The sequence below is a fragment of the Seonamhaeicola maritimus genome (genome assembly GCF_008056315.1).
Taxonomy (GTDB): domain Bacteria; phylum Bacteroidota; class Bacteroidia; order Flavobacteriales; family Flavobacteriaceae; genus Seonamhaeicola; species Seonamhaeicola maritimus.
Window position 1 is genome coordinate 841,217 of sequence record NZ_VRKQ01000010.1, and the last position, 24,577, is coordinate 865,793.

Annotated in this window: 28 protein-coding genes; 16 read left to right on the forward strand and 12 right to left on the reverse strand. The window is 34.0% G+C overall.

What is annotated here, in order from left to right:
* The first annotated feature begins 27 nt into the window (after positions 1–27).
* The 8 genes from pdxA to FUA22_RS11895 all read left to right on the forward strand — a co-directional run bounded on the left by pdxA (position 28) and on the right by FUA22_RS11895 (position 6,731).
* Complete coding sequence (pdxA, locus tag FUA22_RS11860; protein WP_147768605.1) at positions 28–1,068, forward strand: 4-hydroxythreonine-4-phosphate dehydrogenase PdxA; 1,041 nt, start codon at positions 28–30, stop codon at positions 1,066–1,068.
* A gap of 80 nt (positions 1,069–1,148) precedes the next feature.
* The gene (locus FUA22_RS11865; protein ID WP_147768607.1) at positions 1,149–1,688 is read left to right on the forward strand and encodes a YceD family protein; all 540 of its coding nucleotides are present in this window, start codon (positions 1,149–1,151) and stop codon (positions 1,686–1,688) included.
* An 8-nt stretch (positions 1,689–1,696) separates the two neighbouring features.
* The gene (rpmF, locus tag FUA22_RS11870) at positions 1,697–1,900 is read left to right on the forward strand and encodes a 50S ribosomal protein L32 (RefSeq protein WP_147768609.1); all 204 of its coding nucleotides are present in this window, start codon (positions 1,697–1,699) and stop codon (positions 1,898–1,900) included.
* 179 nt (positions 1,901–2,079) lie between these two features.
* Positions 2,080–3,072 (forward strand): beta-ketoacyl-ACP synthase III, encoded by a 993-nt coding sequence (locus FUA22_RS11875; protein ID WP_147768611.1) that lies wholly within the window; start codon positions 2,080–2,082, stop codon positions 3,070–3,072.
* A 35-nt stretch (positions 3,073–3,107) separates the two neighbouring features.
* On the forward strand, positions 3,108–3,596 hold the full coding sequence (gene accB / locus FUA22_RS11880) for an acetyl-CoA carboxylase biotin carboxyl carrier protein (protein ID WP_147768612.1): 489 nt from the start codon (positions 3,108–3,110) through the stop codon (positions 3,594–3,596).
* Between the two features lie 84 nt (positions 3,597–3,680).
* Positions 3,681–5,036: an acetyl-CoA carboxylase biotin carboxylase subunit gene (accC, locus tag FUA22_RS11885; protein ID WP_147768614.1), complete on the forward strand. Its 1,356-nt coding sequence runs from the start codon at positions 3,681–3,683 to the stop codon at positions 5,034–5,036.
* A 135-nt stretch (positions 5,037–5,171) separates the two neighbouring features.
* The gene (locus tag FUA22_RS11890; protein ID WP_147768616.1) at positions 5,172–6,281 is read left to right on the forward strand and encodes an NAD(P)/FAD-dependent oxidoreductase; all 1,110 of its coding nucleotides are present in this window, start codon (positions 5,172–5,174) and stop codon (positions 6,279–6,281) included.
* Complete coding sequence (locus tag FUA22_RS11895; protein WP_147768618.1) at positions 6,282–6,731, forward strand: GreA/GreB family elongation factor; 450 nt, start codon at positions 6,282–6,284, stop codon at positions 6,729–6,731.
* A 2-nt stretch (positions 6,732–6,733) separates the two neighbouring features.
* Here the strand turns inward: FUA22_RS11895 and FUA22_RS11900 are convergent, their stop codons facing one another.
* The 6 genes from FUA22_RS11900 to FUA22_RS11925 form a co-directional block, all read right to left on the reverse strand.
* Positions 6,734–7,648 carry an ABC transporter ATP-binding protein gene (locus tag FUA22_RS11900; RefSeq protein WP_147768620.1) on the reverse strand — a complete coding sequence of 305 codons (915 nt, stop codon included), beginning with the start codon at positions 7,646–7,648 and terminating at the stop codon, positions 6,734–6,736.
* A 71-nt stretch (positions 7,649–7,719) separates the two neighbouring features.
* Positions 7,720–9,876, reverse strand: coding sequence for a prolyl oligopeptidase family serine peptidase (locus tag FUA22_RS11905; RefSeq protein WP_147768622.1), 2,157 nt, complete (start codon positions 9,874–9,876; stop codon positions 7,720–7,722).
* An 83-nt stretch (positions 9,877–9,959) separates the two neighbouring features.
* Positions 9,960–10,949, reverse strand: coding sequence for an aspartate-semialdehyde dehydrogenase (locus tag FUA22_RS11910; protein ID WP_147768624.1), 990 nt, complete (start codon positions 10,947–10,949; stop codon positions 9,960–9,962).
* A 141-nt stretch (positions 10,950–11,090) separates the two neighbouring features.
* On the reverse strand, positions 11,091–11,492 hold the full coding sequence (gene mscL, locus FUA22_RS11915; protein WP_147768626.1) for a large-conductance mechanosensitive channel protein MscL: 402 nt from the start codon (positions 11,490–11,492) through the stop codon (positions 11,091–11,093).
* A 70-nt stretch (positions 11,493–11,562) separates the two neighbouring features.
* Positions 11,563–12,669, reverse strand: a complete 1,107-nt coding sequence (alr, locus tag FUA22_RS11920; RefSeq protein ID WP_147768629.1) for an alanine racemase — start codon at positions 12,667–12,669, stop codon at positions 11,563–11,565.
* A complete protein-coding gene (locus FUA22_RS11925; RefSeq protein WP_147768631.1) occupies positions 12,662–13,309 on the reverse strand; it encodes a thymidine kinase in 648 nt (215 codons plus the stop codon). The genes alr and FUA22_RS11925 overlap by 8 nt, the downstream gene beginning before the upstream one ends.
* A gap of 353 nt (positions 13,310–13,662) precedes the next feature.
* On the opposite strand from FUA22_RS11925, the gene FUA22_RS11930 reads away from it, so the two are divergent.
* The 4 genes from FUA22_RS11930 to FUA22_RS11945 all read left to right on the forward strand — a co-directional run bounded on the left by FUA22_RS11930 (position 13,663) and on the right by FUA22_RS11945 (position 16,139).
* On the forward strand, positions 13,663–14,406 hold the full coding sequence (locus FUA22_RS11930; protein ID WP_147768633.1) for a hypothetical protein: 744 nt from the start codon (positions 13,663–13,665) through the stop codon (positions 14,404–14,406).
* Between the two features lie 104 nt (positions 14,407–14,510).
* Positions 14,511–15,185, forward strand: coding sequence for a 16S rRNA (cytidine(1402)-2'-O)-methyltransferase (rsmI, locus tag FUA22_RS11935; protein ID WP_147768635.1), 675 nt, complete (start codon positions 14,511–14,513; stop codon positions 15,183–15,185).
* A 5-nt stretch (positions 15,186–15,190) separates the two neighbouring features.
* Entirely contained in the window at positions 15,191–15,535 is a 345-nt protein-coding gene (locus FUA22_RS11940; protein ID WP_147768637.1) for a HopJ type III effector protein, read from the forward strand.
* A 40-nt stretch (positions 15,536–15,575) separates the two neighbouring features.
* The gene (locus FUA22_RS11945) at positions 15,576–16,139 is read left to right on the forward strand and encodes a uracil-DNA glycosylase family protein (protein WP_147768639.1); all 564 of its coding nucleotides are present in this window, start codon (positions 15,576–15,578) and stop codon (positions 16,137–16,139) included.
* A 61-nt stretch (positions 16,140–16,200) separates the two neighbouring features.
* Here the strand turns inward: FUA22_RS11945 and FUA22_RS11950 are convergent, their stop codons facing one another.
* Positions 16,201–16,791, reverse strand: coding sequence for a carboxymuconolactone decarboxylase family protein (locus FUA22_RS11950; RefSeq protein ID WP_147768641.1), 591 nt, complete (start codon positions 16,789–16,791; stop codon positions 16,201–16,203).
* A 59-nt stretch (positions 16,792–16,850) separates the two neighbouring features.
* Between FUA22_RS11950 and FUA22_RS11955 the strand changes: the two genes are divergently transcribed.
* The 3 genes from FUA22_RS11955 to FUA22_RS11965 are packed head-to-tail and all read left to right on the forward strand — an operon-like array spanning position 16,851 to position 20,238.
* Positions 16,851–17,273 (forward strand): OsmC family protein, encoded by a 423-nt coding sequence (locus FUA22_RS11955; protein WP_147768643.1) that lies wholly within the window; start codon positions 16,851–16,853, stop codon positions 17,271–17,273.
* Between the two features lie 2 nt (positions 17,274–17,275).
* Positions 17,276–18,967 carry a single-stranded-DNA-specific exonuclease RecJ gene (recJ, locus tag FUA22_RS11960; RefSeq protein ID WP_147768645.1) on the forward strand — a complete coding sequence of 564 codons (1,692 nt, stop codon included), beginning with the start codon at positions 17,276–17,278 and terminating at the stop codon, positions 18,965–18,967.
* A gap of 2 nt (positions 18,968–18,969) precedes the next feature.
* Entirely contained in the window at positions 18,970–20,238 is a 1,269-nt protein-coding gene (locus FUA22_RS11965; protein ID WP_147768647.1) for an MFS transporter, read from the forward strand.
* On the opposite strand, the gene FUA22_RS11970 is transcribed toward FUA22_RS11965, so the two are convergent.
* From FUA22_RS11970 to FUA22_RS11985, 5 genes are all read right to left on the reverse strand, one after another.
* Positions 20,235–20,987, reverse strand: a complete 753-nt coding sequence (locus FUA22_RS11970; protein WP_147768650.1) for a UDP-2,3-diacylglucosamine diphosphatase — start codon at positions 20,985–20,987, stop codon at positions 20,235–20,237. The two genes, FUA22_RS11965 and FUA22_RS11970, sit on opposite strands and share 4 nt — an antisense overlap.
* A gap of 117 nt (positions 20,988–21,104) precedes the next feature.
* Positions 21,105–21,560, reverse strand: a complete 456-nt coding sequence (locus FUA22_RS11975) for a 6-pyruvoyl trahydropterin synthase family protein (protein WP_147768651.1) — start codon at positions 21,558–21,560, stop codon at positions 21,105–21,107.
* 110 nt (positions 21,561–21,670) lie between these two features.
* A complete protein-coding gene (locus tag FUA22_RS18455) occupies positions 21,671–21,844 on the reverse strand; it encodes a hypothetical protein (protein ID WP_170309902.1) in 174 nt (57 codons plus the stop codon).
* 31 nt (positions 21,845–21,875) lie between these two features.
* On the reverse strand, positions 21,876–23,204 hold the full coding sequence (locus tag FUA22_RS11980; RefSeq protein WP_147768653.1) for an MATE family efflux transporter: 1,329 nt from the start codon (positions 23,202–23,204) through the stop codon (positions 21,876–21,878).
* Complete coding sequence (locus tag FUA22_RS11985) at positions 23,201–23,701, reverse strand: GNAT family N-acetyltransferase (RefSeq protein WP_147768655.1); 501 nt, start codon at positions 23,699–23,701, stop codon at positions 23,201–23,203. The genes FUA22_RS11980 and FUA22_RS11985 overlap by 4 nt, the downstream gene beginning before the upstream one ends.
* A 59-nt stretch (positions 23,702–23,760) precedes the next feature.
* Between FUA22_RS11985 and FUA22_RS11990 the strand changes: the two genes are divergently transcribed.
* Complete coding sequence (locus FUA22_RS11990; RefSeq protein ID WP_147768657.1) at positions 23,761–24,555, forward strand: universal stress protein; 795 nt, start codon at positions 23,761–23,763, stop codon at positions 24,553–24,555.
* Positions 24,556–24,577: the final 22 nt, after the last annotated feature.

A 24,577-nucleotide genomic window follows, 5' to 3' on the forward strand; every position in this document is an offset into this window, starting at 1 on the left:
AATTACGAACAAAAGTTGTCATTTCTTATGAAGAAAGAAGAAAATATAATAGTTGGAATATCAATTGGTGACTTGAATGGTATTGGAGGGGAAATAGTATTAAAAACGTTTGAAGATCCTAGGATTTTAGACTTTTGTACTCCAGTAATTTTTGCGTCGGCAAAAACCATGAATTTTTTTAAAACTCATTTTAAATCAGGTGTTAATTATCATAATATCAATGGCATAAATCAATTAGCACATGGGAAGGTTAATGTGTATAATTGTTGGAATGAACCTGTAAAAATTGAATTTGGTAAAGAAGACATTAAAATTGGGGAATATGCCATTAAATCTTTAAAGGCAGCTACTAATTCATTAAAGAATAATGAAATTGATGTTTTAGTAACAGCACCCATTAATAAATCTAATATACAATCTAATGAATTTAAATTTCCGGGACATACAGATTTTCTGGCTCAAGAATTACAGGGCGAGAGCTTGATGTTTATGGTTACAGGAAATTTAAGAGTTGGATTGCTAACAGACCACGTTCCTGTTAAAGATATTGTGGAGCATATTTCGGAAGATTTAATCGTTGAAAAGATTAACACCATTTACCAGTCACTTCAAAAAGATTTCAAAATAAGAAGACCTAAAATTGCTGTTTTAGGAATAAACCCGCACACCGGAGATAATGGCGTTATTGGTAAAGAAGATGACGAAGTTTTACGTCCTACCCTTAAAAAAATTAAGGAAGAAGGAAAATTGGTTTTTGGCCCTTATGCCGCTGATAGCTTTTTTGGCTCTAATAATTACAAGAATTTTGATGCTATTGTGGCCTCATATCATGACCAAGGTTTAATTCCTTTTAAGACATTGTCTTTTGGGCAAGGAGTGAATTTCACAGCAGGCTTAAACAAAATTAGAACGTCTCCAGACCATGGAACTGCTTATGAGATTGCTGGAAAAGGAGAAGCCGATGCTAGTTCATTTAAAGAAGCCGTTTTCTCAGCAATTCAGATTTATAAAAATAGATTTGATTATGAGGAACTTACGGCAAATCCATTAAAAAAGATGCGTAGATAATTATAAACAAAAAAATGTTTATAAGTAATGTTGCGTAATATAAAAATTCATATATTTGCAGGCTCAAATTAGATGTGACAATGAAGCCAATGAAAGAGTTCGCAATCCAGTTTGTTGGATTAAAAATAGGAAAGCATCATTTTGAGCATAAAATAGAGCAGGCGTTCTTTGAACATTTTGAGTATAAAGAATTTAACAATGTAGACGTTAATGTTGAAGTTGAATTAGAAAAGAAATCAACATTTTTAGAGTTACGTTTTAAGGCCTCTGGTTTTGTAAATATTAATTGTGATTTAACAAACGAACCCTATAATCAAACTATTGAAAATGAGTTTGAATTAGTAGTTAAGTTTGGTGATGAGTACAATGACGAACATGTTGATATTTTAATGGTTCCACATGGAACTTATGAAATTAGTATTGAACAATATATTTACGAATTGATTGTATTGGCGGTGCCAATTAAAAGAATTCACCCAGGAGTTGAAGACGGAACATTAAATTCAGATATACTTAAAAAATTAGAAGAGTTAAGCCCAAAGCTTAGTGAAGATAAAGACAAAGAAGAGGATATTGATCCTCGTTGGAATACATTAAAGAAACTATTAACGGATAAATAATATAAAAAATGGCACATCCTAAAAGAAAAATCTCTAAAACAAGAAGAGATAAAAGAAGAACACATTATAAAGCAACTGCGCCACAGATTGCTACTTGCCCAACTACTGGTGAAGCGCATTTATACCATAGAGCTCACTGGTTTGAAGGGAAATTATACTACAGAGGTCAAGTTCTAATTGACAACTCTGAAGAAGCAGAAAATTTAGCATAAACTATATGCGCGCATAGTATAAAACGCTCACTTGTGAGCGTTTTTTTTATGATAGGCTTTTTCTAAAGACAAAAACACATTAATTGTGTGTTATTACACTAAAATTTAGTAGTTTTCACCAAAATTTGAGTGTTTTTGTTCAATTTTAATGATTTTTTAGTCGATTTAACTACAAAGTTATGAGTAAAATCTCAGCGGCAATTACAGCTGTAGGTGCATATGTGCCAGAATACGTATTAACCAATCAAATCCTTGAGACAATGGTTGATACTAACGATGAATGGATTACTACGAGAACAGGCATCAAAGAACGAAGAATTTTAAAAGAAGAAGGAAAAGGAACCTCTTTTTTAGCAATTAACGCTGCTAAAGATCTCATTAAGAAAAGAGGAATTGACCCTAAAGATATAGAACTTGTTATTGTTGCTACGGCAACACCCGATATGAAAGCTGCCTCTACTGCAGCTTTTACTGCATCTGGTATTGGAGCTGTAAATGCTTTTTCATTCGATTTAGATGCCGCATGTTCTAGTTTTTTATTCGGAATGTCGGTTGCAGCAAAATATATAGAGTCTGGTACTTATAAAAATGTCCTTTTAATTGGAGCCGATAAGATGTCGTCTATGATTAATTATAAAGACAGAGCTACTTGTATCATTTTCGGAGATGGTGCAGGAGCTGTTTTATTTGAACCAAACAATGAAGGTTTAGGTTTAAAAGATGAGTATTTAAGAAGTGACGGAACTGGAAGAGAGTTTTTACAAGCTACTTATGGTGGATCTGTAAATCCGGTAACGCATGAAGCTATTGATGAAGGTGGTCATTATGCTTTTCAAGAAGGGAGAACAGTGTTTAAAAATGCCGTATTCAATATGGCGGATGCGGCCGTTAAAATATTAGAAAGAAACAATCTAACTAAAGAAAGTATAGATTGGTTAGTAGCACATCAAGCTAACAAGCGTATTATAGATGCTACCGCTAACAGAATAGAGTTGGAAGAAGAAAAAGTAATGATGAACATACATAAGTACGGGAATACTACTTCAGCAACCTTACCGTTATTATTACATGATTACGAAAGCCAACTTAAAAAAGGAGATAATTTAATATTCGCTGCCTTTGGTGGTGGATTTAATTGGGGGTCCATTTATTTACAATGGGCATATAATTAATTAAGATAACTAACCATTAACTAATTAGTAAAATTATGGATATTAAAGAGATTCAAAACTTAATCAGGTTTGTTGCCAAGTCAGGTGCAAGCGAGGTTAAATTGGAGATGGATGATGTAAAAATCACCATTAAAACAGGATCGGATACAGAAACAACTATCGTTCAGCAACTTCCTGCTCCTCATATAGCTCAACAAATGGTACCAGCAGCAGCTCCTGCTGTTGAAGCAAGTGCGCCAGCAGCTGCTCCTGCAGCTCCTGCACCAGCAGACGACGAATCAAAATATATTACTATAAAATCACCTATCATAGGAACTTTCTACAGAAAACCTTCACCAGACAAACCTTTATTTGTAGAGGTTGGTCAAACCATTGCAGAAGGAGACGTGCTTTGTATTATTGAAGCTATGAAACTTTTCAATGAAATTGAATCTGAAGTTTCTGGTAAAGTTGTTAAGATTTTGGTTGATGATTCTTCTCCCGTAGAATTTGATCAACCTTTATTTTTGGTGGACCCTTCATAACCTATTAAAAATTCCAATCTACAAATCCAAAACCCCAACTATTGGAATTTGGTGCTTGGAAATTGAATTTTTAAAAAAACAGTTATGTTTAAAAAAATATTAGTAGCCAATAGAGGAGAAATAGCACTACGTGTTATTAGAACCTGTAAAGAAATGGGCATTAAAACCGTTGCGGTTTACTCAAAGGCTGATGAGGAAAGTTTACATGTAAAATTTGCCGATGAAGCTGTTTGTATAGGGCCTGCTCCAAGTAGCGAGTCTTACCTTAAAATGTCTAATATAATCGCAGCTGCAGAAATTACTAATGCAGATGCTATTCACCCTGGATATGGTTTCCTTTCAGAAAACGCAAAGTTCTCTAAAATTTGTACAGAACATGGTATAAAATTCATCGGAGCTTCTGCTGAAATGATTGACAGAATGGGAGACAAGGCCAATGCCAAAGAAACCATGAAAGCGGCAGGCGTACCTTGTGTTCCAGGAAGTGATGGTATAATAAAGGATTTTGAAGAATGTGAAAAGCTAGCAGTTGAAACAGGTTATCCTGTAATGCTAAAAGCTTCTGCTGGAGGTGGCGGAAAAGGTATGCGAGGTGTTTTCAAACAAGAAGACCTTAAAGATGCCTGGGATTCTGCAAGACAAGAAAGTAAAGCAGCATTTGGCAATGATGATATGTATATGGAAAAGCTTATTGAAGAGCCTAGACATATTGAAATTCAAATTGTTGGAGATTCTACCGGTAGAGCATGTCACTTATCAGAAAGAGATTGTTCTGTACAACGTCGTCATCAAAAATTAACAGAAGAAGTGCCTTCTCCTTTTATGACTGATGAATTGCGTCAGAAAATGGGAGATGCAGCGGTTCGTGCAGCAGAATATATTAAATATGAGGGTGCTGGAACTGTAGAGTTTTTAGTAGATAAGCATAGAAACTTCTATTTCATGGAAATGAATACCCGTATTCAAGTTGAGCATCCAATTACAGAACAAGTAATTGATTTTGATTTGATACGTGAGCAAATATTAGTGGCTGCTGGCGTGCCAATTTCAGGTAAAAACTATATGCCAAATCTACACTCTATAGAATGTAGAATTAATGCAGAAGATCCGTTTAACGACTTCAGACCATCACCAGGTAAAATCACAACGCTTCACGCTCCTGGAGGTCATGGTGTAAGGTTAGATACGCATGTGTATGCAGGCTATTCTATTCCACCAAATTATGACTCTATGATTGCTAAGTTAATTACAACTGCGCAAACTAGAGAAGAAGCTATAAATAAAATGAAACGCGCTTTAGAAGAGTTCGTTATAGAAGGAATAAAAACAACCATTCCTTTCCATAGACAACTTATGGAACATCCAGATTATTTAGCTGGTAATTATACCACTAAATTTATGGAAGACTTTGTAATAAAGAAAGTTTCAGAAGATGAATAAATTAAGACTCCGAAAGTAATTTCGGAGTTTTTTTATAGTGTTCCCCAAGGGTCATGCTATCCGCTATATCTTTTTTTCATACTTCAAAAAAGGATGCCGCTTCTATCCTTAATACAAAAGCATTAACTTAGTATTATGAATCTTTCCTATTGGGAAATAAAAAGTTGGTTAACTAACATAGACTTTACTATTGTTGGAGGTGGTATTGTAGGTCTAAATTGTGCTTTGCAATTAAAAGAAAGATTTCCAAAATCTAATATTTTAGTATTAGAAAAAGGGATATTTCCACAAGGAGCAAGTACTAAAAATGCTGGATTTGCTTGTTTTGGAAGTTTGAGTGAAATCATTGATGATTTAAAAACCCATTCTAAAGAAGATGTTTTCAAACTTGTTAAAAAACGTGTTGAAGGATTAAAGCTTTTAAGAAGTATATTAGGTGATTCTAATATAGACTATCAAGGTCATGGAGGCTATGAATTGTTTCTTGATAAAGACGAGTTGTATGATAAATGTTTATCTCAAAGAGAACAAATTAACAAACTATTAAAACCTCTTTTTAAAGAAAGTGTTTTTGGTTTAAAAGACAACAGTTATCATTTTAAGAACATTGAGGAACAATGCATTTTTAATCAATTTGAAGGCCAAATTGATACTGGAAAAATGATGGAATCTTTAGCAAATTTAGCACAAAGTAAAGGAGTTAAAATCATAAACAATATTAGAGTCCTTGAATACTCAGAAGACAACAATTCAGTTAAAATAAGAACAAATTTCTTTAACTTTTCTTCATCAAAATTGTTGATTGCTACCAACGGATTTGCCTCTCAATTAATTAGTGAGCAAGTAAAACCTGCCAGGGCTCAAGTATTGGTAACTAAACCCATTAAAAACCTACACATAAAGGGAACTTTTCATTTAGATAGAGGCTATTATTATTTTAGAAATATTGACGATAGGATTTTACTAGGTGGTGGGAGAAATTTAGCTTTTAATGAAGAAACAACATCAGAGTTTGGACAAACAATTTTAATTCAAAGTAAGCTAGAGAAACTTCTAAAAACAACCATTTTGCCAGATTCTGATTTTGAAATTGAATATAGATGGAGTGGTATTATGGGTGTTGGCAATAAGAAAGAAGCCATAGTAAAACAATTAAGTAATAATGTGTTTTGCGGTGTTAGACTTGGAGGCATGGGAATTGCCATTGGAAGTTTAATAGGGCAAGAATTAGCGGATTTAGTTTAAATGAATATAAAGGAAGATCTATATAACACTTGTGAAGTATTTATTGATAACAGACTTAAAACTGTTCAGCATACAATAGATGACATCAAGAAATCTCTAACTTCAGAAACAAAAAGTTCGGCAGGTGATAAACATGAAACGGGTAGAGCCATGTTGCAACTAGAAAGAGAAAAAGCAGGAAATCAGTTGGCCGAAATTCAAAAAATTAAAGAAACTCTGGCTAAAATAGGCACAACTAAAACATCAGATATTGTCAATATAGGAAGCGTGGTTTACACCTCTAATTTGAATTATTTTATCTCAATTAGCGCAGGAGAATTAAAGGCTGGAAACGAAACTTTTTATGCTATTTCTCCAAGTACACCTATTGGGCAATTATTGCTTGGTAAAACAGTTGGCGACTCCATTAGTTTTAGAAATCAAGAGTTTATAATTAATGAAGTTTTTTAAGCTTATTTTTCAATAGTTAAAAAAACCTCAGCCCCTTCTCTAAGCAAGGAGTCATCTTCAAATAGGATATTCTCACCATTTAATTCAGCTTCAATTAAGTAGTAATTCCCTTTGTAGTAAGATTGTTTGACAGTTGCTTTTAAATCTGATTTATCAACCACTTTAAGTTGATGCGCATACACGATGCCGAAGGATTCAATAACATTAAATTCTCCAAAAAACGAAGCTATTAATGGTGTGCCGGGGTTGTCGAATATTTGTTGAGGCGCATTATTTGCAATAATTTCATTGTTATGAATTACCATCATGTTGTCTGAAAAAGACATAGCATCATCTTTGTCATGAGTTGCTACAATACAAGTGATGTTTTTTTCTTTTAAATACTTAAAAAGACTTCGTCTTAAAGACTGTTTTTTGAAGTTATCAATGTGGCTAAAAGGTTCATCTAGTAAAATAATTTCGGGTTGTTTTGCAATTGCTCTGGCTAGAGCAACGCGTTGTTTTTGACCACCACTAAGCAACTTTACTTTTGCGTTTGCTAAAGGTGATAATTCAACAACCTCTAACAATTCTTTAACTCTATTTTGCTTTTCTTCAGGATAAAAATTAGATAAGAATTCTCCAACATTTTCTGCAACGGTGGTAAAAGGCATTAGGTCAAATTCTTGAGCCACATATTTCATGAAATCATAACCAACTACTAGATTGTATGCAGGACCTAAAATTTGCTTCCCATTCCAAAAGATTTCACCTTCATTTAAATCGAATTCACCATAAAGTAATTTTAGCAATGTACTTTTGCCAGAACCGCTTTCCCCAATTATAGATAGATGTTCTCCAACATTAACCGAAAAGTCAATATTCTTTAAAACGGGCTCTTCTTTATAACGAAACGATATGTTTTTAACTTGAAGCATGAAGCAGTAAAAATAGTATAAAAAAATCTGCCCAAATATTGAGCAGATTTTAAGTTATAAATAAAATAAAATTATCCTTTTATTTCCTCTTTGGTTTTACTTGGTAATACCTCAAACCCCATATTGTATAGTATAAAACCAAAAATGTCAGCATATTGCTCAATAGTTTTACTTACAGGGGTACCTGCACCATGACCAGCATCAGTTTCAATTCTTATTAAAGTAGGGTTATTTCCCGCTTGCTTGCTTTGTAGTTCAGCCGCAAACTTAAAACTATGAGCTGGCACCACACGGTCGTCATGATCACCTGTTGTAACCATAGTTGCGGGATATTGCGTCCCTTCTTTTACATTGTGTAAAGGAGAGTATCCTTTTAGGTATTCAAACATTTCCTTGTTATCTTCAGCTGTACCATAATCATATGCCCAACCTGCTCCAGCGGTAAATGTATGGTAACGCAACATATCTAAAACACCCACTGCAGGTAATGCCACTTTGGCTAAATCTGGACGCTGTGTCATTACCGCACCAACTAAAAGACCTCCATTAGAACCACCTCTAATTGCTAAATACTCTGAAGAAGTGTAGTTGTTTTCAATTAAATATTCACCAGCAGCAATAAAGTCGTCAAATACATTTTGCTTTTTGGTTTTAATACCGGCATCATGCCACCTTTTACCATATTCTCCACCACCACGAATATTAGGAACTGCGTAAACACCCCCTTCTTCCATCCAAACGGCCATAGCAATACTAAACCTAGGGTTTTCACTTACATTAAAACCGCCATATCCATAAAGAATAGTTGGGTTTTTACCGTTTAATTCTAAACCTTTTTTATGAGTGATAATCATAGGAACTTTAGTCCCGTCTTTAGAAGTATAAAAAACCTGATTACTTTCGTAATTATCACCATTGAATTCTATAGCTGATTTTCTATATAACTCAGTTTCACCTGATTCTAAATTCAGAGTGTAAATATTTGAAGATGTGTAGTAGTTGGTAAATGTGAAGTAATCAATAGTTTCTTCTTTTTTACTTCCAAAACCACCAGCATTTCCAATACCTGGGAGCTTAATTTCTCTAATCAAGTTTCCGTTATAATCGTATTGCATTACTTTAGAAATGGCATCAACCATATATTCTGCAATAAGATATTTTCCGGATGTAGATGGCAATAAAACATTCTCAGTTTCTGGAATCACATCTACCCAGTTTTCTGAAGTGGGGTTAGACACATCTACTTTTACAATCCTTTTATTTGGAGCATCTAAGTTAGTAACTAGATATAAAGTGCTTCCGTCATTATCTATAATATTGGTGTTACTCTTAGTGTGATCTAAAATAGTTATTAAAGGACTATTCTCAACAGAAAGATCTTTTATGAAAAGTTTATTTCCAGTAGTAGAAATTCGAGCTGTGATTACTAAATATTTGTTGTCCTCTGTAACACCAGCGTTGATGTAACGGTGCTTTTCTTCAGGTGTTCCGCCATAGATTAAGACATCCTTTTTTTGAGAGGTACCTAATTTGTGATAATAAACTTTGTGCTGATCTGTTTTAGCAGAAAGCTCACTGCCCTTTGGTTTGTCATAACTTGAGTAATAAAACCCTTCATTTTTATACCAGGAAATCCCAGAAAATTTTACATCAACCAAAGTGTCTTCAACAATTTCTTTGGTCTCGGTGTCCATGATGATAATCTTACGCCAATCACTTCCACCTTCGGAAATTGAATAAGCCAAAATATTTCCATCTTTTGAAAAACTGGTACCACCCAATGATATGGTACCATCTTCAGAAAATGTATTTGGGTCTAAGAAAACTTCGTCTTCTCCATTTTCTACTTTTCTGTAATATACACTCTGATTTTGCAAGCCATCATTTTTACTGTAGTAGGTATGTTTACCTTCTTTAAATGGCGCTCCTAATTTTTCGTAGTTCCATAAAGAGGATAAGCGTTCTTTTAACTCTTCTCTAAACGGAATGTTATCCAAGTAACCATAAGTTGCTTGGTTTTGAGACTTAACCCATTCTGCTGTTTCATCACTCATATCATCTTCTAGCCAACGGTACGGATCTTTCACATCTACTCCGAAATACGTATCAATTGTATCTACGGTTTTAGTTTCTGGGTAATTCACTACAATAACATTTTTTTCTGAAGTTTCATTTTTGCATGCCATAAATAAGGAAAGGCATAATACAATAATTATTGCTTTTTGCATGATTGACGATTTTATTTTATCAAAAATAAAAAAAGCCCCTGTAAAACACAGAAGCTTTTAACAATCTTTTAATGAAATTGTGCTTACACTAAATTATTTTCAACTAGATACTCTGCAATTTGAATAGTGTTAGTGGCGGCACCTTTTCTTAAATTATCAGCAACAATCCACATATTTAATGTATTAGGTTGTGTTTCGTCTCTTCTTATACGTCCAACAAAAACTTCATCTTTATCATGTGCATAAATTGGCATTGGATATGAGTTGTTTTCTAAATCATCTTGAACTATTACACCAGGCGTGCTACTTAGTAATTGACGAACATCAGCTAAATCAAAATCATTTTCAAACTCAACGTTTACAGATTCTGAATGCCCACCAGCTGTAGGGATTCTTACGGCTGTGGCAGATATGGAAAATGTTCTGTCTCCCATAATTTTTTGAGGTTCTCTGGCCAACTTCATTTCTTCTTTAGTATAGCCATTATCTAAAAACACATCGCAATGTGGTAAAGCGTTTCTACCAATTGGGTAAGGGTAAGCCATTTCACCTTCAACTCCGGCAATCTCATTTTCTAATTGTCTTACAGCCTTAACACCAGTACCTGAAACCGATTGATAAGTTGAAACAACCACACGTTTCATGTTATATTTTTCGTGAAGCGGATTCAATGCCATCACCAATTGAATGGTTGAACAGTTTGGGTTGGCAATAATTTTATCTTCTTTAGTTAAAACATTAGCGTTAATTTCTGGAACAACCAATTTTTTGGTAGGATCCATTCTCCAAGCTGAGGAGTTGTCAACAACTGTTGTACCCGCTTCAGCAAATTTTGGCGCCCATTCAACGGAAGTATCACCACCTGCAGAGAATAAAGCAATTTCCGGTTTCATAGATACTGCAGTTTCTAAACCAACAACGCTATAATCAGTCCCTTTATAGGTTATAGTTTTTCCCACAGAGCGTTCAGATGCTACTGGAATTAATTCAGTTATTGGAAAATTACGTTCTGCAAGAACTTTTAGCATTACTTCGCCAACCATACCAGTGGCTCCAACTACAGCTACTTTCATTTTTTCTTTTTTTACTGTTATACTTTGAGCGCACAAAATTAGGCATTAATTATACTTTTAAGCTAAAAAAAAGACCTCAAATTTTTGAAAATGAGGTCTTTTTAACAACAAATAACAGGTTGTTATATATTTAACAAAGAGTTATTTCTTTAATAAATCTCTGATTTCTGCAAGTAAATCTTCTTGACTTGGTCCTGCAGGAGCCTCTGGAGCTGGTTCTTCTTTCTTTTTCATTCTGTTGATGCCTTTAACAACTAAGAACATTACGAAGGCCACAATAATAAAGTCTATAACGTTAGTTAAAAACGTTCCGTATTCCAAATAAACTTCTCCTGCCATTTCTCCCGCATCGTTTAGTGCTCCGTCTTTTAGTTTATATCTTAAGGCTTTAAAGTCTGAATCAAATATCAAACCAATTAAAGGAGATACAATACCTCCAGTGAAAGATGTCACTACTTGTTTAAAAGCAGCACCCATTACGAAACCAACAGCAATGTCAACAAGGTTACCCTTCATTGCAAACTCTTTAAACTCTTTAAGCATAATTATTAAATTTTTAGTTAGTAATTAGTGAGACACTAAAATATGAAAAAAGTCACCATATGTTATGGCTCTATCGAAAAAAAACACGTTTAACCCTTTGAGAAATGCTTGTAATGAGTTCATAAGAAATTGTACCAGTACTTTGGGCAAGATTTTCGGCAGTAGCTTTTGAATCAAAAATTATAACTTCATCTCCTTCATTACAATCAATGTGGGTTACATTAACCATAATCATATCCATACAAACATTTCCAATTATTGGAGCTTGTATTCCGTTAATCACTGCATAGCCTTTGCCGTTACCATATTGTCGACCAATACCATCGGCATGACCAATGGGCAATGTAGCGGTCTTAAGAAAATCATCACTTTTAAATCCTCGGTTATAACCAACAGACCCTCCTTTTTCAATTTTATGAATCTGGGAAATAATGGTTTTTAAAGAGGCTATTGGAGTTAAATCTTTATTTTCTTTTTCAGAATTTCCAAAGCCGTAAAGCCCTATTCCACTTCTAACCATATCAAAATGTGCATCAGGATAATTTAAAATACCGGAAGTATTACAAATATGAAGCATGGGCTGATAACCAATATTATTGGTAAAGTTCTTAGCAATAGAATTAAAAGTCTCAATCTGATTTAAAGTGAATTCTTTTTCGTTTAAATCTTCACTAGCCGCTAAATGTGAAAAGACAGATGTTACTTTTACAGCAGGGGTTGCTTTTATTTTAGAAATCACATAATCAACATCATTTTCCCAAAACCCGAGTCGGTTTAATCCCGTATTAAACTTAATATGAACCGGATAATCTGTTTGATTTTCTTTTGTAGCAGCTTCAATAAATTCGTTTAAAACTTTGGCGTTATATAAGTTAGGTTCTAAACAATTATTAATTATAGTTTTAAAATTTGTGGGTATAGGGTGCAACACCAGAACAGGAGTTGTAATACCGGCTTTACGTAATTCTACACCTTCACTGGCATAGGCAACTGCAAAGTAATCTACACCGTGCTCTTCTAGGTATTTAGCTATTTCAACAGCATCACTACCGTAGCCAAAAGCTTTTACAACCGCTAAAAATTTAGTTCTATTTTTAAGTTTTGATTTTAAATGCTTAAAGTTATTTTTAAGCGCTTTTAAATCTATTTCAAGTACAGTTTCTTGCGCTTTAGGCATTAGAATTTTTAGATTTTGAAGTGACTTCTTGAGCATCGTTAACTTTCATATTCCTTACCTTATCACGCATCATAGCCTTGTAAAAAGCAGCTCTACTTAAAGGTTCATATTCATCAACTTCACCTAAAAGTACCAGGTTTTCGTTTTTAGCTTTTCTGTAACTATATTGGGCTAAATTTCCAGTTCGTGTACAAACAGCGTGTACTTTAGTAACATACTCCGCTGTAGCCATAAGATTAGGCATAGGACCAAAAGGATTTCCTTTAAAATCCATATCTAAACCGGCAACAATTACACGTACGCCTTTATTGGCAAGATCATTACATACTCTAACAATTTCATCATCAAAAAATTGAGCTTCATCAATGCCAACAACATCACAACCATCAGCAAGAATAGGAATATTTGCCGCTGCAGGAACAGGTGTAGAGCGAATTTGATTCTCGTCATGAGAGACTACCATATCTTCGTCATAACGTACGTCAATCGCAGGTTTAAAAATCTCAACTTTCTGTCTTGCAAATTGCGCACGTTTAAGTCTACGGATTAATTCTTCCGTTTTACCAGAAAACATAGAGCCACAGATTACTTCAATCCAACCAAATTGTTCTTTATGATTTACCGTATTTTCAAGAAACATTTCGTAATTTTAACATTGAACTTATTTCAACTTTTATATTCAAGCGAAAATTAGTCATTTTGTAGCTAGTTAAAGGCTTTTTTAAGTTGCATAGCATTGCTATGGAATGAGAAAAAGACAAAAAATAGATGCAAAAGGGCAATTTTTAGCCAATAATTAAAGTTTAAATCAGTTCATTAAGAAAGCCGTTTTTCGTTTGTATAAAGGTGGCGCAATTTTTTTTAAAATCAAAAATCAAAAATAGAATAAATTTTAAAAGTTATTAAACGAACCATGGCAATTAGGATTGGTACTTAAAGAAGTACTTATTTGTGTATTACATCTTACGTTAACAACAAATAAAAAAGGAACAGATGAAAAAGAAGCTAGAATCTGAGTTAATCAGTATAGCCCATAGAATATTAAAGCTTAAGGGTAAAGAAGATGTCTTAAAGATGCATGCCGAGGTTACGGCTCTTTATGAGAAACTTTCAGTCTTAAAATTCGTCCATGAAAATTTTGAAGATGATATACCAACCATTGGTAGTAATTCTTCTTTTTTCGGGATGTTAGACACGGCATTTAATAATAAAGTAAGTGACAATATTGAAGTAGAAGACAAAATTTATGTCAATCTGGATGACGATGAAAAGGAGGCTATTTCAGAGCCACTTATGGAAACCATAAAAGATATGGTTGCCCAAATGCCGCATGAAGCACAAGAAATAGATACGGTTTTTGAAGAGGCTATTCCTGAGCGAATTTCGAAAAAGAGCGATTTTGATGAAATCACTGCAGGTTTTGAAGATTTGCCTGTATTTGAGCCGGTTTCTAAAGTAAAAAATGGAACAACCAACGAAAAAAAATCTTTAAATGAGAAGTTAAAAAGTGGCGGACTTAACATTGGCCTCAATGATAAGTTAGCTTTTATAAAGCACCTTTTTGATGGTAAACCAGAGGATTATGAACGTGTAATATCACAAATAAACACCACTGTTTCTTATGCTGATGCAAAACGCTTTATAAGTGATATTGTTAAACCTGACTATAAAGATTGGATTGGTAAAGAAGAGTTTGAAGAACGATTCTTGGAAATCATTGAAGCTAAGTTTAATTAATATTTGGGTGTTATCACACCTAAAAAAGCGTGGTCGTGCTTTTCGTTCATAGTTTTGGCTCGATGCTCGCCTCGCCAAAAGCTAACCACTTCAATCACTAACACATGAGTAAACTCTACATAGTCCCCACACCAATTGGTAATTTAAAAGATATCACATTTAGAGCCATTGAAGTTTTAAAAGAAGCCGATTTAATTCTAGCCGAAGACACACGTACTTCAGGTAAACTTTTAAAACATTATGAAATTGGCACTCAAATGCAATCGCACCATATGCATAATGAGCATAAAACGATTGATGGTGTTATTCAAAAACTTAAAGCAGGAACAACCATTGCATTAATAAGTGATGCAGGAACACCGGCCATTTCAGATCCAGGATTTTTGCTGTCGCGCGCTTGTATTGAGAATAATATTGATATAGAATGTTTACCCGGAGCTACGGCTTTTGTGCCTGCATTAGTAAACTCAGGCTTACCTAATGACAAGTTTGTTTTTGAAGGCTTTTTACCTGTAAAAAAAGGCCGTCAAACACGTCTATTACTTTTAGCCGAAGAGACTAGAACAATGATTTTTTATGAAAGTCCGCATAAACTTTTAAAAACATTGGGACATTTCTGTGAATTTTTTGATGAGGAAAGACCAGTTTCTGTTTCAAGAGAACTTACTAAGCTCTATGAAGAAACAGTAAGAGGTACTGCAAAAGAAGTCTTGGAATATTACACAAATAAACCACCAAAAGGAGAAATAGTCATTGTAGTTGGGGGTAAGAATAAATAGAACAAATGAATTTAAATACATTTAAAAATAAGCTAAAAAATAACCCTACAGAAATTGACTTTTCTGAAACCATGGCAGTTATTGAGTCTGAATATGAGTTCATACCAATTGCATTTAAAAATGGAAGTTTAGAAAATGACGAAGGACAAAACACTGGGTCATGTAAATTGTTTGCTTTTGCAAAAACGCAGAGTTTAACTAAAGAAGAAACTTTAGCCTGTTTTGGGCAATACTATTTTGATGATGTGTTAAAAAATCCTGATGGAGCAGGACATCAAAACATCCGAAATTTTATGAAAACCGGATTTGATGGTTTGTCTTTTAAAAATGACCCTTTAAAAGAAAGGTAGTTTGACATTCTGGACTCATTAAAGAATCTTACACCATAATTTGCAACAACTACTCAAAGAAATAAAACAATGCACCATTTGTAAAGCGCATTTACCGTTTGGTCCTAGACCAGTAGTATCCGTGCATACTAATTCTAAAATTGTGATTGTTGGTCAAGCCCCAGGGACTAAGGTACATGCCTCTGGTGTTCCATGGGATGATGCTAGCGGAAAGCAACTAAGAAAATGGTTAGATGTTTCTAATGAAGACTTTTATGATGAAACCAAATTTGCTATAATCCCTATGGGTTTTTGTTATCCTGGAAAAGGAAAAACAGGCGATTTACCTCCCAGACCAGAATGCGCTATACAATGGCACAAACCGCTTTTTTATGAATTAAAAAAAGTGGAGTTGGTCATTTTAATAGGTATGTACGCACAAAAGTATTATTTAGGAAAGACAGCCAAAAAGACTTTGACTGAAACCGTTAAAAATTACAACGAATATTTACCAAAGTACTTACCATTACCGCACCCATCGCCACGTAACAGATTTTGGTTAACTAAAAACCCTTGGTTTGAAGTTGAAGTGTTGCCAGAGCTAAGGAGAAGAGTTAAACTTTAATTAAATAAAATCCATCATATTTCGGAATGCTACACTAAAATTTTATCAATTAAATTAAAGTCTATAAGTGCTTCCCTTTTTCCCAACCATGTTTTCCTAAATATTGCTCACCACTTTCAACTGCACCTTCCTCAATACTGGTTCCCATAGAATCGTTCCAACGGTTTAAGTATCCAAACAAAGAAATAACACCTAACATTTCAACAATTTCCCCTTCATCCCAATACTCGTATAACCGTTTTTTAATGTTTTCATCAACCGCATTCGGAACTTGAGAAGCAGCCAAACTAAAATCTAAAGCAGCACGTTCAGCTTCGCTAAAAGCAGGATGCGTTCTGTATTCCCAAATATTATCTAATTGCTCCTGTTCTGCGCCATAACGTTCGGCAGCTCGAATTGCATGAGCTTGACAATAGCGGCAACCAGTTGAGTTACTAGAAACCCAAGCAATCATTCGTTTTAAGGCTGAAGTAACTCTGCCTTCATTGGCCATAACAGCCTTATTCAAATTGATAAAAGCTTTACTTATTGCTGGTCTACGTTGCATAGTGAGAACAGAGTTTGGACAAAAACCCAAGGTTTCATTAAAGAATTCTGCTAATTCTTTGGTTTCCATATCATGATCTGCAGATAAAGGTGTAACTAAAGGCATAAATTATATTTTTTAGTGCTATTTTTGAAGCTTAAAGTAACGAAAATATTTCATAAAAAATGGGAAATCTTATAACAACAAAATGGTTGGGAGACATGCGGTTTGAAAGCACTAATCCATCAGGTCACAACCTGTTTATTGATGCGGGAGAAGAGAATGGAGGCAAAAGCGAAGGTTATAGGCCAAAAGCTTTAATGCTCTCTGGTTTAGCTGGTTGTTCTGGTTTAGACGTGGCTTCGTTAATTAAAAAAATGAAGCTAAAAGTTGACGATTTTAAAATTGATATTGATGCTAATTTAACTGAGGAGCATCCAAAATACTATGATAAAGTAAGCATGCATTTTCATTTTTATGGAGATGATTTAAGCGAGAAGAAGTTACAAAGAGCTGTAGATTTATCTGTTGAAAAATATTGTGGTGTTATGGAGATGTTTAGGCAATTTGCAGAAGTAACAATAGAAACACATTTTCATAAGTATTAAACATGCGCTGGACGCTTAAGCCCAAACCTGAAATAGAAAAAGTTCAAGCTTTACAAGAAGCGTTGCAGGTTAGTGAACCTATAGCTACTTTATTGGTACAACGCGGTATTGAAACTTATGAGGAAGCGAAGACTTTTTTTAGGCCCAGTTTAGAAGATTTACATGATCCGTATCTCATGAAAGATATGGATAAGGCGGTGGCACGTATTGAAAAAGCCATTGCCAATAAAGAAAATATTCTGGTTTATGGTGATTATGATGTTGATGGAACCACCTCAGTGGCATTAATGTCGTCTTATTTAAAAACCAAACATGGTTTGGTTTATACTTATATTCCAAACAGGTATGATGAAGGTTACGGTGTGTCTTATAAAGGCATCAACTTTGCTTTAGAAAATGATTTTTCATTAATAATTGCTTTAGACTGTGGTGTGAAAGCAGTTGAAAAAGTTGCTTATGCCAAAAAGCTAGGAATAGATTTTATTATTTGTGATCATCATAGACCAGGTAATGAAATTCCTGATGCTGTTGCAGTTTTAGATCCTAAAAGAGAAGATTGTGAGTACCCATATAAAGAGCTTTGTGGTTGTGGTGTTGGTTTTAAATTAGTACAAGCATTGGCTCAAAAAGACGAGCAAACCATAGAAGATTTATTACCCTATTTAGATTTAGTTGCTACAGCTATTGGAGCGGATATTGTTCCGATAACTGGTGAAAATAGGGTGTTGGCTTATTACGGGCTTATGGTTATAAACTCTAATCCTAGACCAGGCATAAAAGCTATTTTAGACCAAGTAGAGAAAACGGAACTGACTATTACTGATGTTGTATTTATTGTAGCACCTAGAATTAATGCTGCGGGACGCATGAAACATGGTAATTTTGCGGTGGCTTTATTGGTTGAAGAGGAAGAAGATAACGCAAATCAATACGCATCAGAAATTAATGAGTACAATTTAGATCGACGTGAAACAGATAAAGAAATTACAGAAGCAGCTCTTAATCAAATTGAAGAACAAAAAGAGCAGGAACGTTTTACTACTGTTGTTTATGACGAAACTTGGCATAAAGGCGTTATTGGTATTGTGGCTTCTAGATTAACAGAAACCTATTATAGGCCAACTGTGGTATTCACTAAAAGTGGTGATAAATTAGCCGCTTCTGCAAGGTCTGTAAGAGACTTTGATGTTTACGAAGCTATTGGTGCATGTAGCGAACATATTGAACAATTTGGAGGTCATAAATATGCTGCAGGATTAACACTTAAAGAAGAAAATTATCCAGCCTTTAAAAAAGCATTTGAAGATTTTGTATCGAAAACCATTGATAAAAACTTACTTGTCCCAGAAATCAAGGCCGATGTAAAGATTGATTTAAAAGATATTACCCCTAAATTTTATAGAATTTTAAAACAGCTTGCTCCGTATGGACCAGAAAATATGACACCAGTTTTTATGACAGAAGATTTGGTTGACACTGGCTACGGAAAATGTGTTGGGCAAGATAAAACACATTTAAGATTAACTGCTACTCAAGGAAATTCAAAAGCACTGGTTGGAATAGGTTTTGGTATGGGAGATAAATTCGAAATTATTTTTGATAAAAAGCCATTTAAAGCAGTCTATTCTATTGATGAAAATGAATGGCAGGGGAATGTATCACTTCAACTCAAATTAAGAGATATTAAGGCTTAAGTATGGCTAAAAATGATCCATATGCTGCTCTAAGAATAAAAGAATTCAACGTTTTTTTATTGCTTAGATTTTTGTTAGTATTTGGCTGGTCTATGCAATTTATTGTAATTGAATGGGAAGTATATAGTTTAACTAAAGACCCGTTATCACTTGGTTTAATTGGTTTAATGGAAATTATTCCAGCATTTACTATGGCACTATTTGCAGGTCATATTGTAGACCAAAACGAAAAGCGGAACTTGTTGGCTAAATGTATAGCTGCTTTTTCTTTTATAAGTTTAGGTTTGTTTTTACTGACTTCAAAAAGAGTGGTTGCAGACTGGTCTACTAGTAATATTTTATTGGGAATTTACGCTTTAGTGTTTTTTGGCGGATTTTTAAGATCATTTTTTGGGCCAACTATTTTCTCTCTCGTAGCCTTGATAGTTCCTAAAAAAGTATATCCAAATGCTGCTACTTGGAGCACTAGTACATGGAAAGCTGCAGCGGTTTTAGGTGCTCTATTTGGTGGGTTCTCTATTCATTGGATGGGAGTTGCTAAAACATTATGCTTGGTTTTTATATTAGTAATGCTATCATTAGTAATAACTTTTAGAATTAAAAAGAAACCTATTTTGAATCCGAAAATAGGAGAATCAGTAAAAGAGAGCTTGAAAGTAGGTGTTCGGTTTGTATTTAGTAATAAGGCCATTTTAGGAGCTTTGACTTTAGATATGATAGCCGTATTATTTGGCGGAACCGTAGCCTTATTATCTGTATTCGCGCAGGATATATTGAATGTGGGTTCTAAAGGCTTTGGAATACTAAATGCTTCTATTTCTTTAGGGAGTATTTTATCTATGTTCTTGACAACCTATCTACCTATAAGTAAAAATACAGGTATGAAATTATTGAGTTCCATTTTTGTTTTTGGGCTTTGTATTATTGGTTTTGGTTTATCCTCAATCTTTTGGGTAAGTGTTGTAGCTTTATTTTTAAGCGGAGCCGCAGATGGAATTTCAATGGTTATTCGTCAGACCATTTTACAATTAAAAACACCAGATGAAATGCGTGGGCGTGTATCATCTGTAAACTCTATGTTTGTTGGATCTTCGAACGAATTGGGTGCGTTTGAAAGTGGTGTGGCAGCCAAATTACTCGGTCCAATAACCGCCGTAGTTTTTGGTGGTGTTATGACTTTAGTTACCGTAGTAACCATTGGAATTAAAAATCCAATCCTTAGAAATTTAGATTTAACAAAGGATATAGAAGAACATGAGAATGAGGATTAGTACTCCTTCAATTCCATTGTTTCCCCATTAAAAACACCATAGGTGTAATAACTAATCCAGTCACCTAAATTGATGTATTTTGAGTTTTGTTTGAGGTCTATATTTAGAGGTAAATGCCTGTGCCCAAATACAAAATAATCACGATGTTTATCTTCTAGTTTTCTTTTACAATATTGCACGAGCCACTCATTGTCTTCTCCTAAAAATTTGGCGTCTTCATCACCTGAAATAAGTTTGTTTTTAACCGATAGGTATTGGGCTAACTTTACACCTATATCTGGATGTAACCAACGAAATAACCATTTGCAAAACGGATTGGTAAATACTTTTTTCATGCGTTTATAGCCTTTGTCTCCAGGGCCTAAACCATCACCATGACCAATAAAAAAGGTTTTATCATTAAAGACAAATTCTTTGGGTTTGTGATATACAGGTATGTTGAGTTCTTCTTCAAAATAACCATTCATCCATAAATCATGATTGCCGACAAAATAGTGGATTGGGATTCCGGAATCACTAATTTCAGCTAATTTACCAAGGGTTCTGGTAAAGCCTTTTGGAACTACACGTTTATAGTCCATCCAAAAGTCAAACAAATCTCCTAAAAGGAAGATAGCAGCTGCATCTTTTTTAGCCTCGTCTAACCAAGCTACAAACTTTTTTTCTCGAGGTAAGGATGCTTCTTTAGTTGGTGCTCCTAAGTGGTTATCTGAAGCGAAGTATATTTTTTTTCCTTTTGGAATTTGCATGTGTAAATATAAATAATTCCTACGAAGACAGGGTTTGTAATTCCTTGTTCATTTCGCGTTAGGGATTGTAGTTAGTTACCGTGTAACGCGAAAAGCCCGACCCGATAGGGTAACGCCCTAATTATTATCGTAAGCAAACCACTCTGCAAAACTTGTGGCGGTTTCTTGTAATTTTAGAGAATGTAACCTGATGTTTTTTGGTAAGCGTGGTTTTATTTTTTTTGCAAAATCTATAACCATCATTTCACTTGTGGGTTGATAATCTACTAGTAAAACGTTGTGTCCGCGGTCTTCAAGTTCTTTTGCAAGTTCTATATGCGGCGTATTTTTGTTGAATACGGTAGCGTGATCAAAAACATCTACAATTTCTTCTTCTACAATCTTTTTAAGATCGCCAAAATCTATAACCATACCATATTTAACATTAGATTTATCGGTAATGGGGCGACCAATAACCGTTACGTCTAAACGATAACTGTGACCGTGAACGTTTTTGCATTTTCCGTCGTAGCCATAAAGGGCATGACCTGTTTCAAATGAAAATTGTTTGGTGATACGAATGTTATTTCCCATTATCTGCGTTTTCCTTTGTTTCTGTTAATTATGTAAACCACAATTAAAACTATGGCTAGAAGTAAAAATAATCCGTTGCCGGTAAAAAAGCCTAATATATCCATGAGTTATTATTTATCTATTTTTTTCTTGTTATACCTGTAAATGGCGTAGGCAAGTATTACTAAAAGAACAAAGGGCAGCATAGAGCCAATAAACACCCCAATTTCGTAGCCGTTATCTGGTGCGTTTTTTATTTTTTCTTCAATGTCTACCTGCTGAAAAAGCGAAGTTAAAAATAGCATGTTAGATTGTTGTAATCTTAATGCAACAAAGTTAAGAGTTTTTAGCTAGCAGTAGGAACTGTTTTCTAAAATTAATTAGCAGAGGAAAACTACGAGCAATCATCCAGAAAGTAAGCGCAATAAAAATACCGTTAAGTTTAAAATTGAAATAATCTAAAGCATAAAGAATGGGTAGAAAAACTAGAAATGTTGATAGTAATAACACATTTCTGAGGAGTTTCATTTTACCTAATCCTTTAAATACGCCATCAAAAATAAAGGCAATGGCACAAATAGGTTGCATTATGAGTACAATCCAAAAAACCGAGTAAAACTGATTAAGAACTTCTGTTTCTTTGGTAAATAATAAACCAATAGGTTTGTAAATTATGGTACCTGCAATTGCTAAAATGACACCAACTAAAATGCCAATTTTAATTAATTTCTGATTTAAAGCTACCAATTGCTTGTAATTTTTGGCTCCAAATAATTTTCCAGATAGGATATTACCAGCGCTTGAATAACCATCAATTATAAAGGCACCCAAAAACCATAAATTAATGGCAATAGTGTAGGCTGCGATATAAGTTTTCCCATGACCCGTTGCAAATCTAGTTGCAAAATACAGGGTGATGTTTAAGGCCAATGTTCTTACAAACAAATTGAGAATCATACCTGTAAAACGATTAATTTCTTTATTAAACGGAAAACTTAATCTTAACGGAATGGATGTTTTTGTTAGAAGATAATAGACTGAAAACACAGCCATTAAAATTTGAGCAACCACACTAGCATATGCAGCACCTTCTATATGCATGGGTTCTAAATAACCTGAAATACCATAAACAAGAATGTAATCTAAAACTATGTTTGATAGCGCTCCAATGGTCGCTATTATCATAGGGTAATAAGTGTTTTGTAAGCCTCTAAAAGTGCCAAAAACAGCTATTGTGAAAAGTGTAAAGGGAAACCCAAAAACTCTAATTTGATAATAAGTGACACTATAATCTAAAATTAGGTTTGAAGCATTATAGAGTTTGAATATTTCTTTTGCAAACGGATATGTTGTTACAATGATTAAAACGCTTATTGAAGTTACAATAAGAATAGCTTGTGCTGGTAGATTTTTTACAGCTTCTAAATTATTTGCACCTACATATTGCGAGACTATTGAGGAAATAGCACTTCTTGTTTGCCCTAAAACCCAAATAAGCATTGACATAAATGTGCCTACAATTCCAACTGCAGCTAAAGATTCAATGGCATTTATATCAATATTACCTATTACGGCAGTATCAGTAATAGATAAAATAGGTTCTGATATTCCTGATATTAAAGCAGGAATTGCAAGTTTGTTTATTTGTTTTAGGCTTATTTTCAAAATAGGAGTTCGTAACAGTAAAAAGGGTAGGGGCTTTGTTTAGGAAAATAGATTTTCTCTAATCTTTCGTATCCTCTTGATTCATAAAATTTCAAGTTTCTTTTGTTTTGAGAAAAGGTATCTAATCTTACCGAGTCAAAATTATGGGTTTTGGCATAACTTTCGGCATAATCCATAAGTTTTTGAGCATATCCTTTTCCTTGATAATTTGGGTGAACTGCTAATCTATGAATATAAATACAGTTATTAGTTTGGGTTAGCCACTTAACAGGTTTATATATGGCATCTTTAAAGGTAGAAATACAGATACAGCCAGCAAGCTCTCTATTAACCTCTAAAACGTAGAGTTCGTTTCGCTTAAAGTCATATATAAAAGCATTTTTATTGGGGTAAACTTCATTCCATTGGTAAATGTTTTGTTCAATCATATAAGCAGCACATGCCTTGGTTATAGATAAACAAGCATCAATGTCAGATTCTTTAGCTATCCGAATCATATAAATGTTTAATTTTGCATAAATATCGCTAAAAATTCAGTAGCCTAACTTTAGTTATTATGAAGAATATTCTAGTTCCTGTTGGATCATCAAAAAACGCCTTAAGTCATTTACAATATGCTGTTGATTTTGCAGAGGCTTTTAATGCCAAATTATTTATTGTACAAGTTTATAATGTATATACCAAGGCTGGAACTATGATGAATGTTGATAAGATTATTGAGCGTGAGAGTTTGGAGTTTTTAAATGGTTTGGTATCAGAAATTGACACAAGGAATGTTGATGTTATAGTTAGAAGCTTAAAAGGAAACTTAATTGATACTTTAGAACTAGCTTGTAAAGCCGCCGATGTTGATTTGATTTTAGTTGAACCTAGAACCAATTCTATTAAAGACTCAGTTTACTTAGGGAAGACCTCTGGAAGAATAATTAAACAAACTAATATCCCCGCGCTTATAGTTCCTGAAGGCTATTCTTTTAAACCAGCTAAAAATATTTTAATGGCCATTAAGTCGGCAATTACTAAAAAAGAAGGTGTTCTAAACCCATTAAAAGAGCTTAAAAATAAATTTAATGCCTCGGTAAACCTTCTTTTAGTAAAAACTCCTTATCATAATGAAGGAGATTTTGATGTGAAAGACGATTTAAAAGCTTTAATTTCTAATACAACTACTTCAGAAAACGCTACCACTTTTCAAGGTGTGTTAGAGCATTTTCAATCACATGAACCAGACATGTTATGTGTGGTAAGGCGTAAACGTGGGTTTTTTGCCAAAAAATGGGAAAAGAATACCATTCTGAAAAAAGACTTTTATAGCACTATTCCTGTGTTGGTTTTAAGTGGGTTGAAGTAATTTGGAATTCTTTACTCAGTAA

Excerpts from the sequence above, each read along its gene's own strand:
- FUA22_RS11910 (WP_147768624.1), bottom strand. The coding sequence starts at position 10,949 with ATGAAAGTAGCTGTAGTTGGAGCCACTGGTATGGTTGGCGAAGTAATG.
- FUA22_RS11900 (WP_147768620.1), bottom strand. The coding sequence starts at position 7,648 with ATGCTTCAAGTTAAAAACATATCGTTTCGTTATAAAGAAGAGCCCGTT.
- recJ (WP_147768645.1), top strand. The coding sequence starts at position 17,276 with ATGCGCTGGACGCTTAAGCCCAAACCTGAAATAGAAAAAGTTCAAGCT.
- accC (WP_147768614.1), top strand. The coding sequence starts at position 3,681 with ATGTTTAAAAAAATATTAGTAGCCAATAGAGGAGAAATAGCACTACGT.
- FUA22_RS11975 (WP_147768651.1), bottom strand. The coding sequence starts at position 21,560 with ATGGGAAATAACATTCGTATCACCAAACAATTTTCATTTGAAACAGGT.
- FUA22_RS18455 (WP_170309902.1), bottom strand. The coding sequence starts at position 21,844 with ATGCTATTTTTAACTTCGCTTTTTCAGCAGGTAGACATTGAAGAAAAA.
- mscL (WP_147768626.1), bottom strand. The coding sequence starts at position 11,492 with ATGCTTAAAGAGTTTAAAGAGTTTGCAATGAAGGGTAACCTTGTTGAC.
- FUA22_RS11955 (WP_147768643.1), top strand. The coding sequence starts at position 16,851 with ATGGGAAATCTTATAACAACAAAATGGTTGGGAGACATGCGGTTTGAA.
- accB (WP_147768612.1), top strand. The coding sequence starts at position 3,108 with ATGGATATTAAAGAGATTCAAAACTTAATCAGGTTTGTTGCCAAGTCA.
- rsmI (WP_147768635.1), top strand. The coding sequence starts at position 14,511 with ATGAGTAAACTCTACATAGTCCCCACACCAATTGGTAATTTAAAAGAT.
- FUA22_RS11895 (WP_147768618.1), top strand. The coding sequence starts at position 6,282 with ATGAATATAAAGGAAGATCTATATAACACTTGTGAAGTATTTATTGAT.
- FUA22_RS11865 (WP_147768607.1), top strand. The coding sequence starts at position 1,149 with ATGAAGCCAATGAAAGAGTTCGCAATCCAGTTTGTTGGATTAAAAATA.
- FUA22_RS11990 (WP_147768657.1), top strand. The coding sequence starts at position 23,761 with ATGAAGAATATTCTAGTTCCTGTTGGATCATCAAAAAACGCCTTAAGT.
- FUA22_RS11965 (WP_147768647.1), top strand. The coding sequence starts at position 18,970 with ATGGCTAAAAATGATCCATATGCTGCTCTAAGAATAAAAGAATTCAAC.
- alr (WP_147768629.1), bottom strand. The coding sequence starts at position 12,669 with ATGCCTAAAGCGCAAGAAACTGTACTTGAAATAGATTTAAAAGCGCTT.
- pdxA (WP_147768605.1), top strand. The coding sequence starts at position 28 with ATGAAGAAAGAAGAAAATATAATAGTTGGAATATCAATTGGTGACTTG.
- FUA22_RS11970 (WP_147768650.1), bottom strand. The coding sequence starts at position 20,987 with ATGCAAATTCCAAAAGGAAAAAAAATATACTTCGCTTCAGATAACCAC.
- FUA22_RS11905 (WP_147768622.1), bottom strand. The coding sequence starts at position 9,876 with ATGCAAAAAGCAATAATTATTGTATTATGCCTTTCCTTATTTATGGCA.
- FUA22_RS11875 (WP_147768611.1), top strand. The coding sequence starts at position 2,080 with ATGAGTAAAATCTCAGCGGCAATTACAGCTGTAGGTGCATATGTGCCA.
- FUA22_RS11950 (WP_147768641.1), bottom strand. The coding sequence starts at position 16,791 with ATGCCTTTAGTTACACCTTTATCTGCAGATCATGATATGGAAACCAAA.
- rpmF (WP_147768609.1), top strand. The coding sequence starts at position 1,697 with ATGGCACATCCTAAAAGAAAAATCTCTAAAACAAGAAGAGATAAAAGA.
- FUA22_RS11985 (WP_147768655.1), bottom strand. The coding sequence starts at position 23,701 with ATGATTCGGATAGCTAAAGAATCTGACATTGATGCTTGTTTATCTATA.
- FUA22_RS11925 (WP_147768631.1), bottom strand. The coding sequence starts at position 13,309 with ATGTTTCTTGAAAATACGGTAAATCATAAAGAACAATTTGGTTGGATT.
- FUA22_RS11890 (WP_147768616.1), top strand. The coding sequence starts at position 5,172 with ATGAATCTTTCCTATTGGGAAATAAAAAGTTGGTTAACTAACATAGAC.
- FUA22_RS11940 (WP_147768637.1), top strand. The coding sequence starts at position 15,191 with ATGAATTTAAATACATTTAAAAATAAGCTAAAAAATAACCCTACAGAA.
- FUA22_RS11930 (WP_147768633.1), top strand. The coding sequence starts at position 13,663 with ATGAAAAAGAAGCTAGAATCTGAGTTAATCAGTATAGCCCATAGAATA.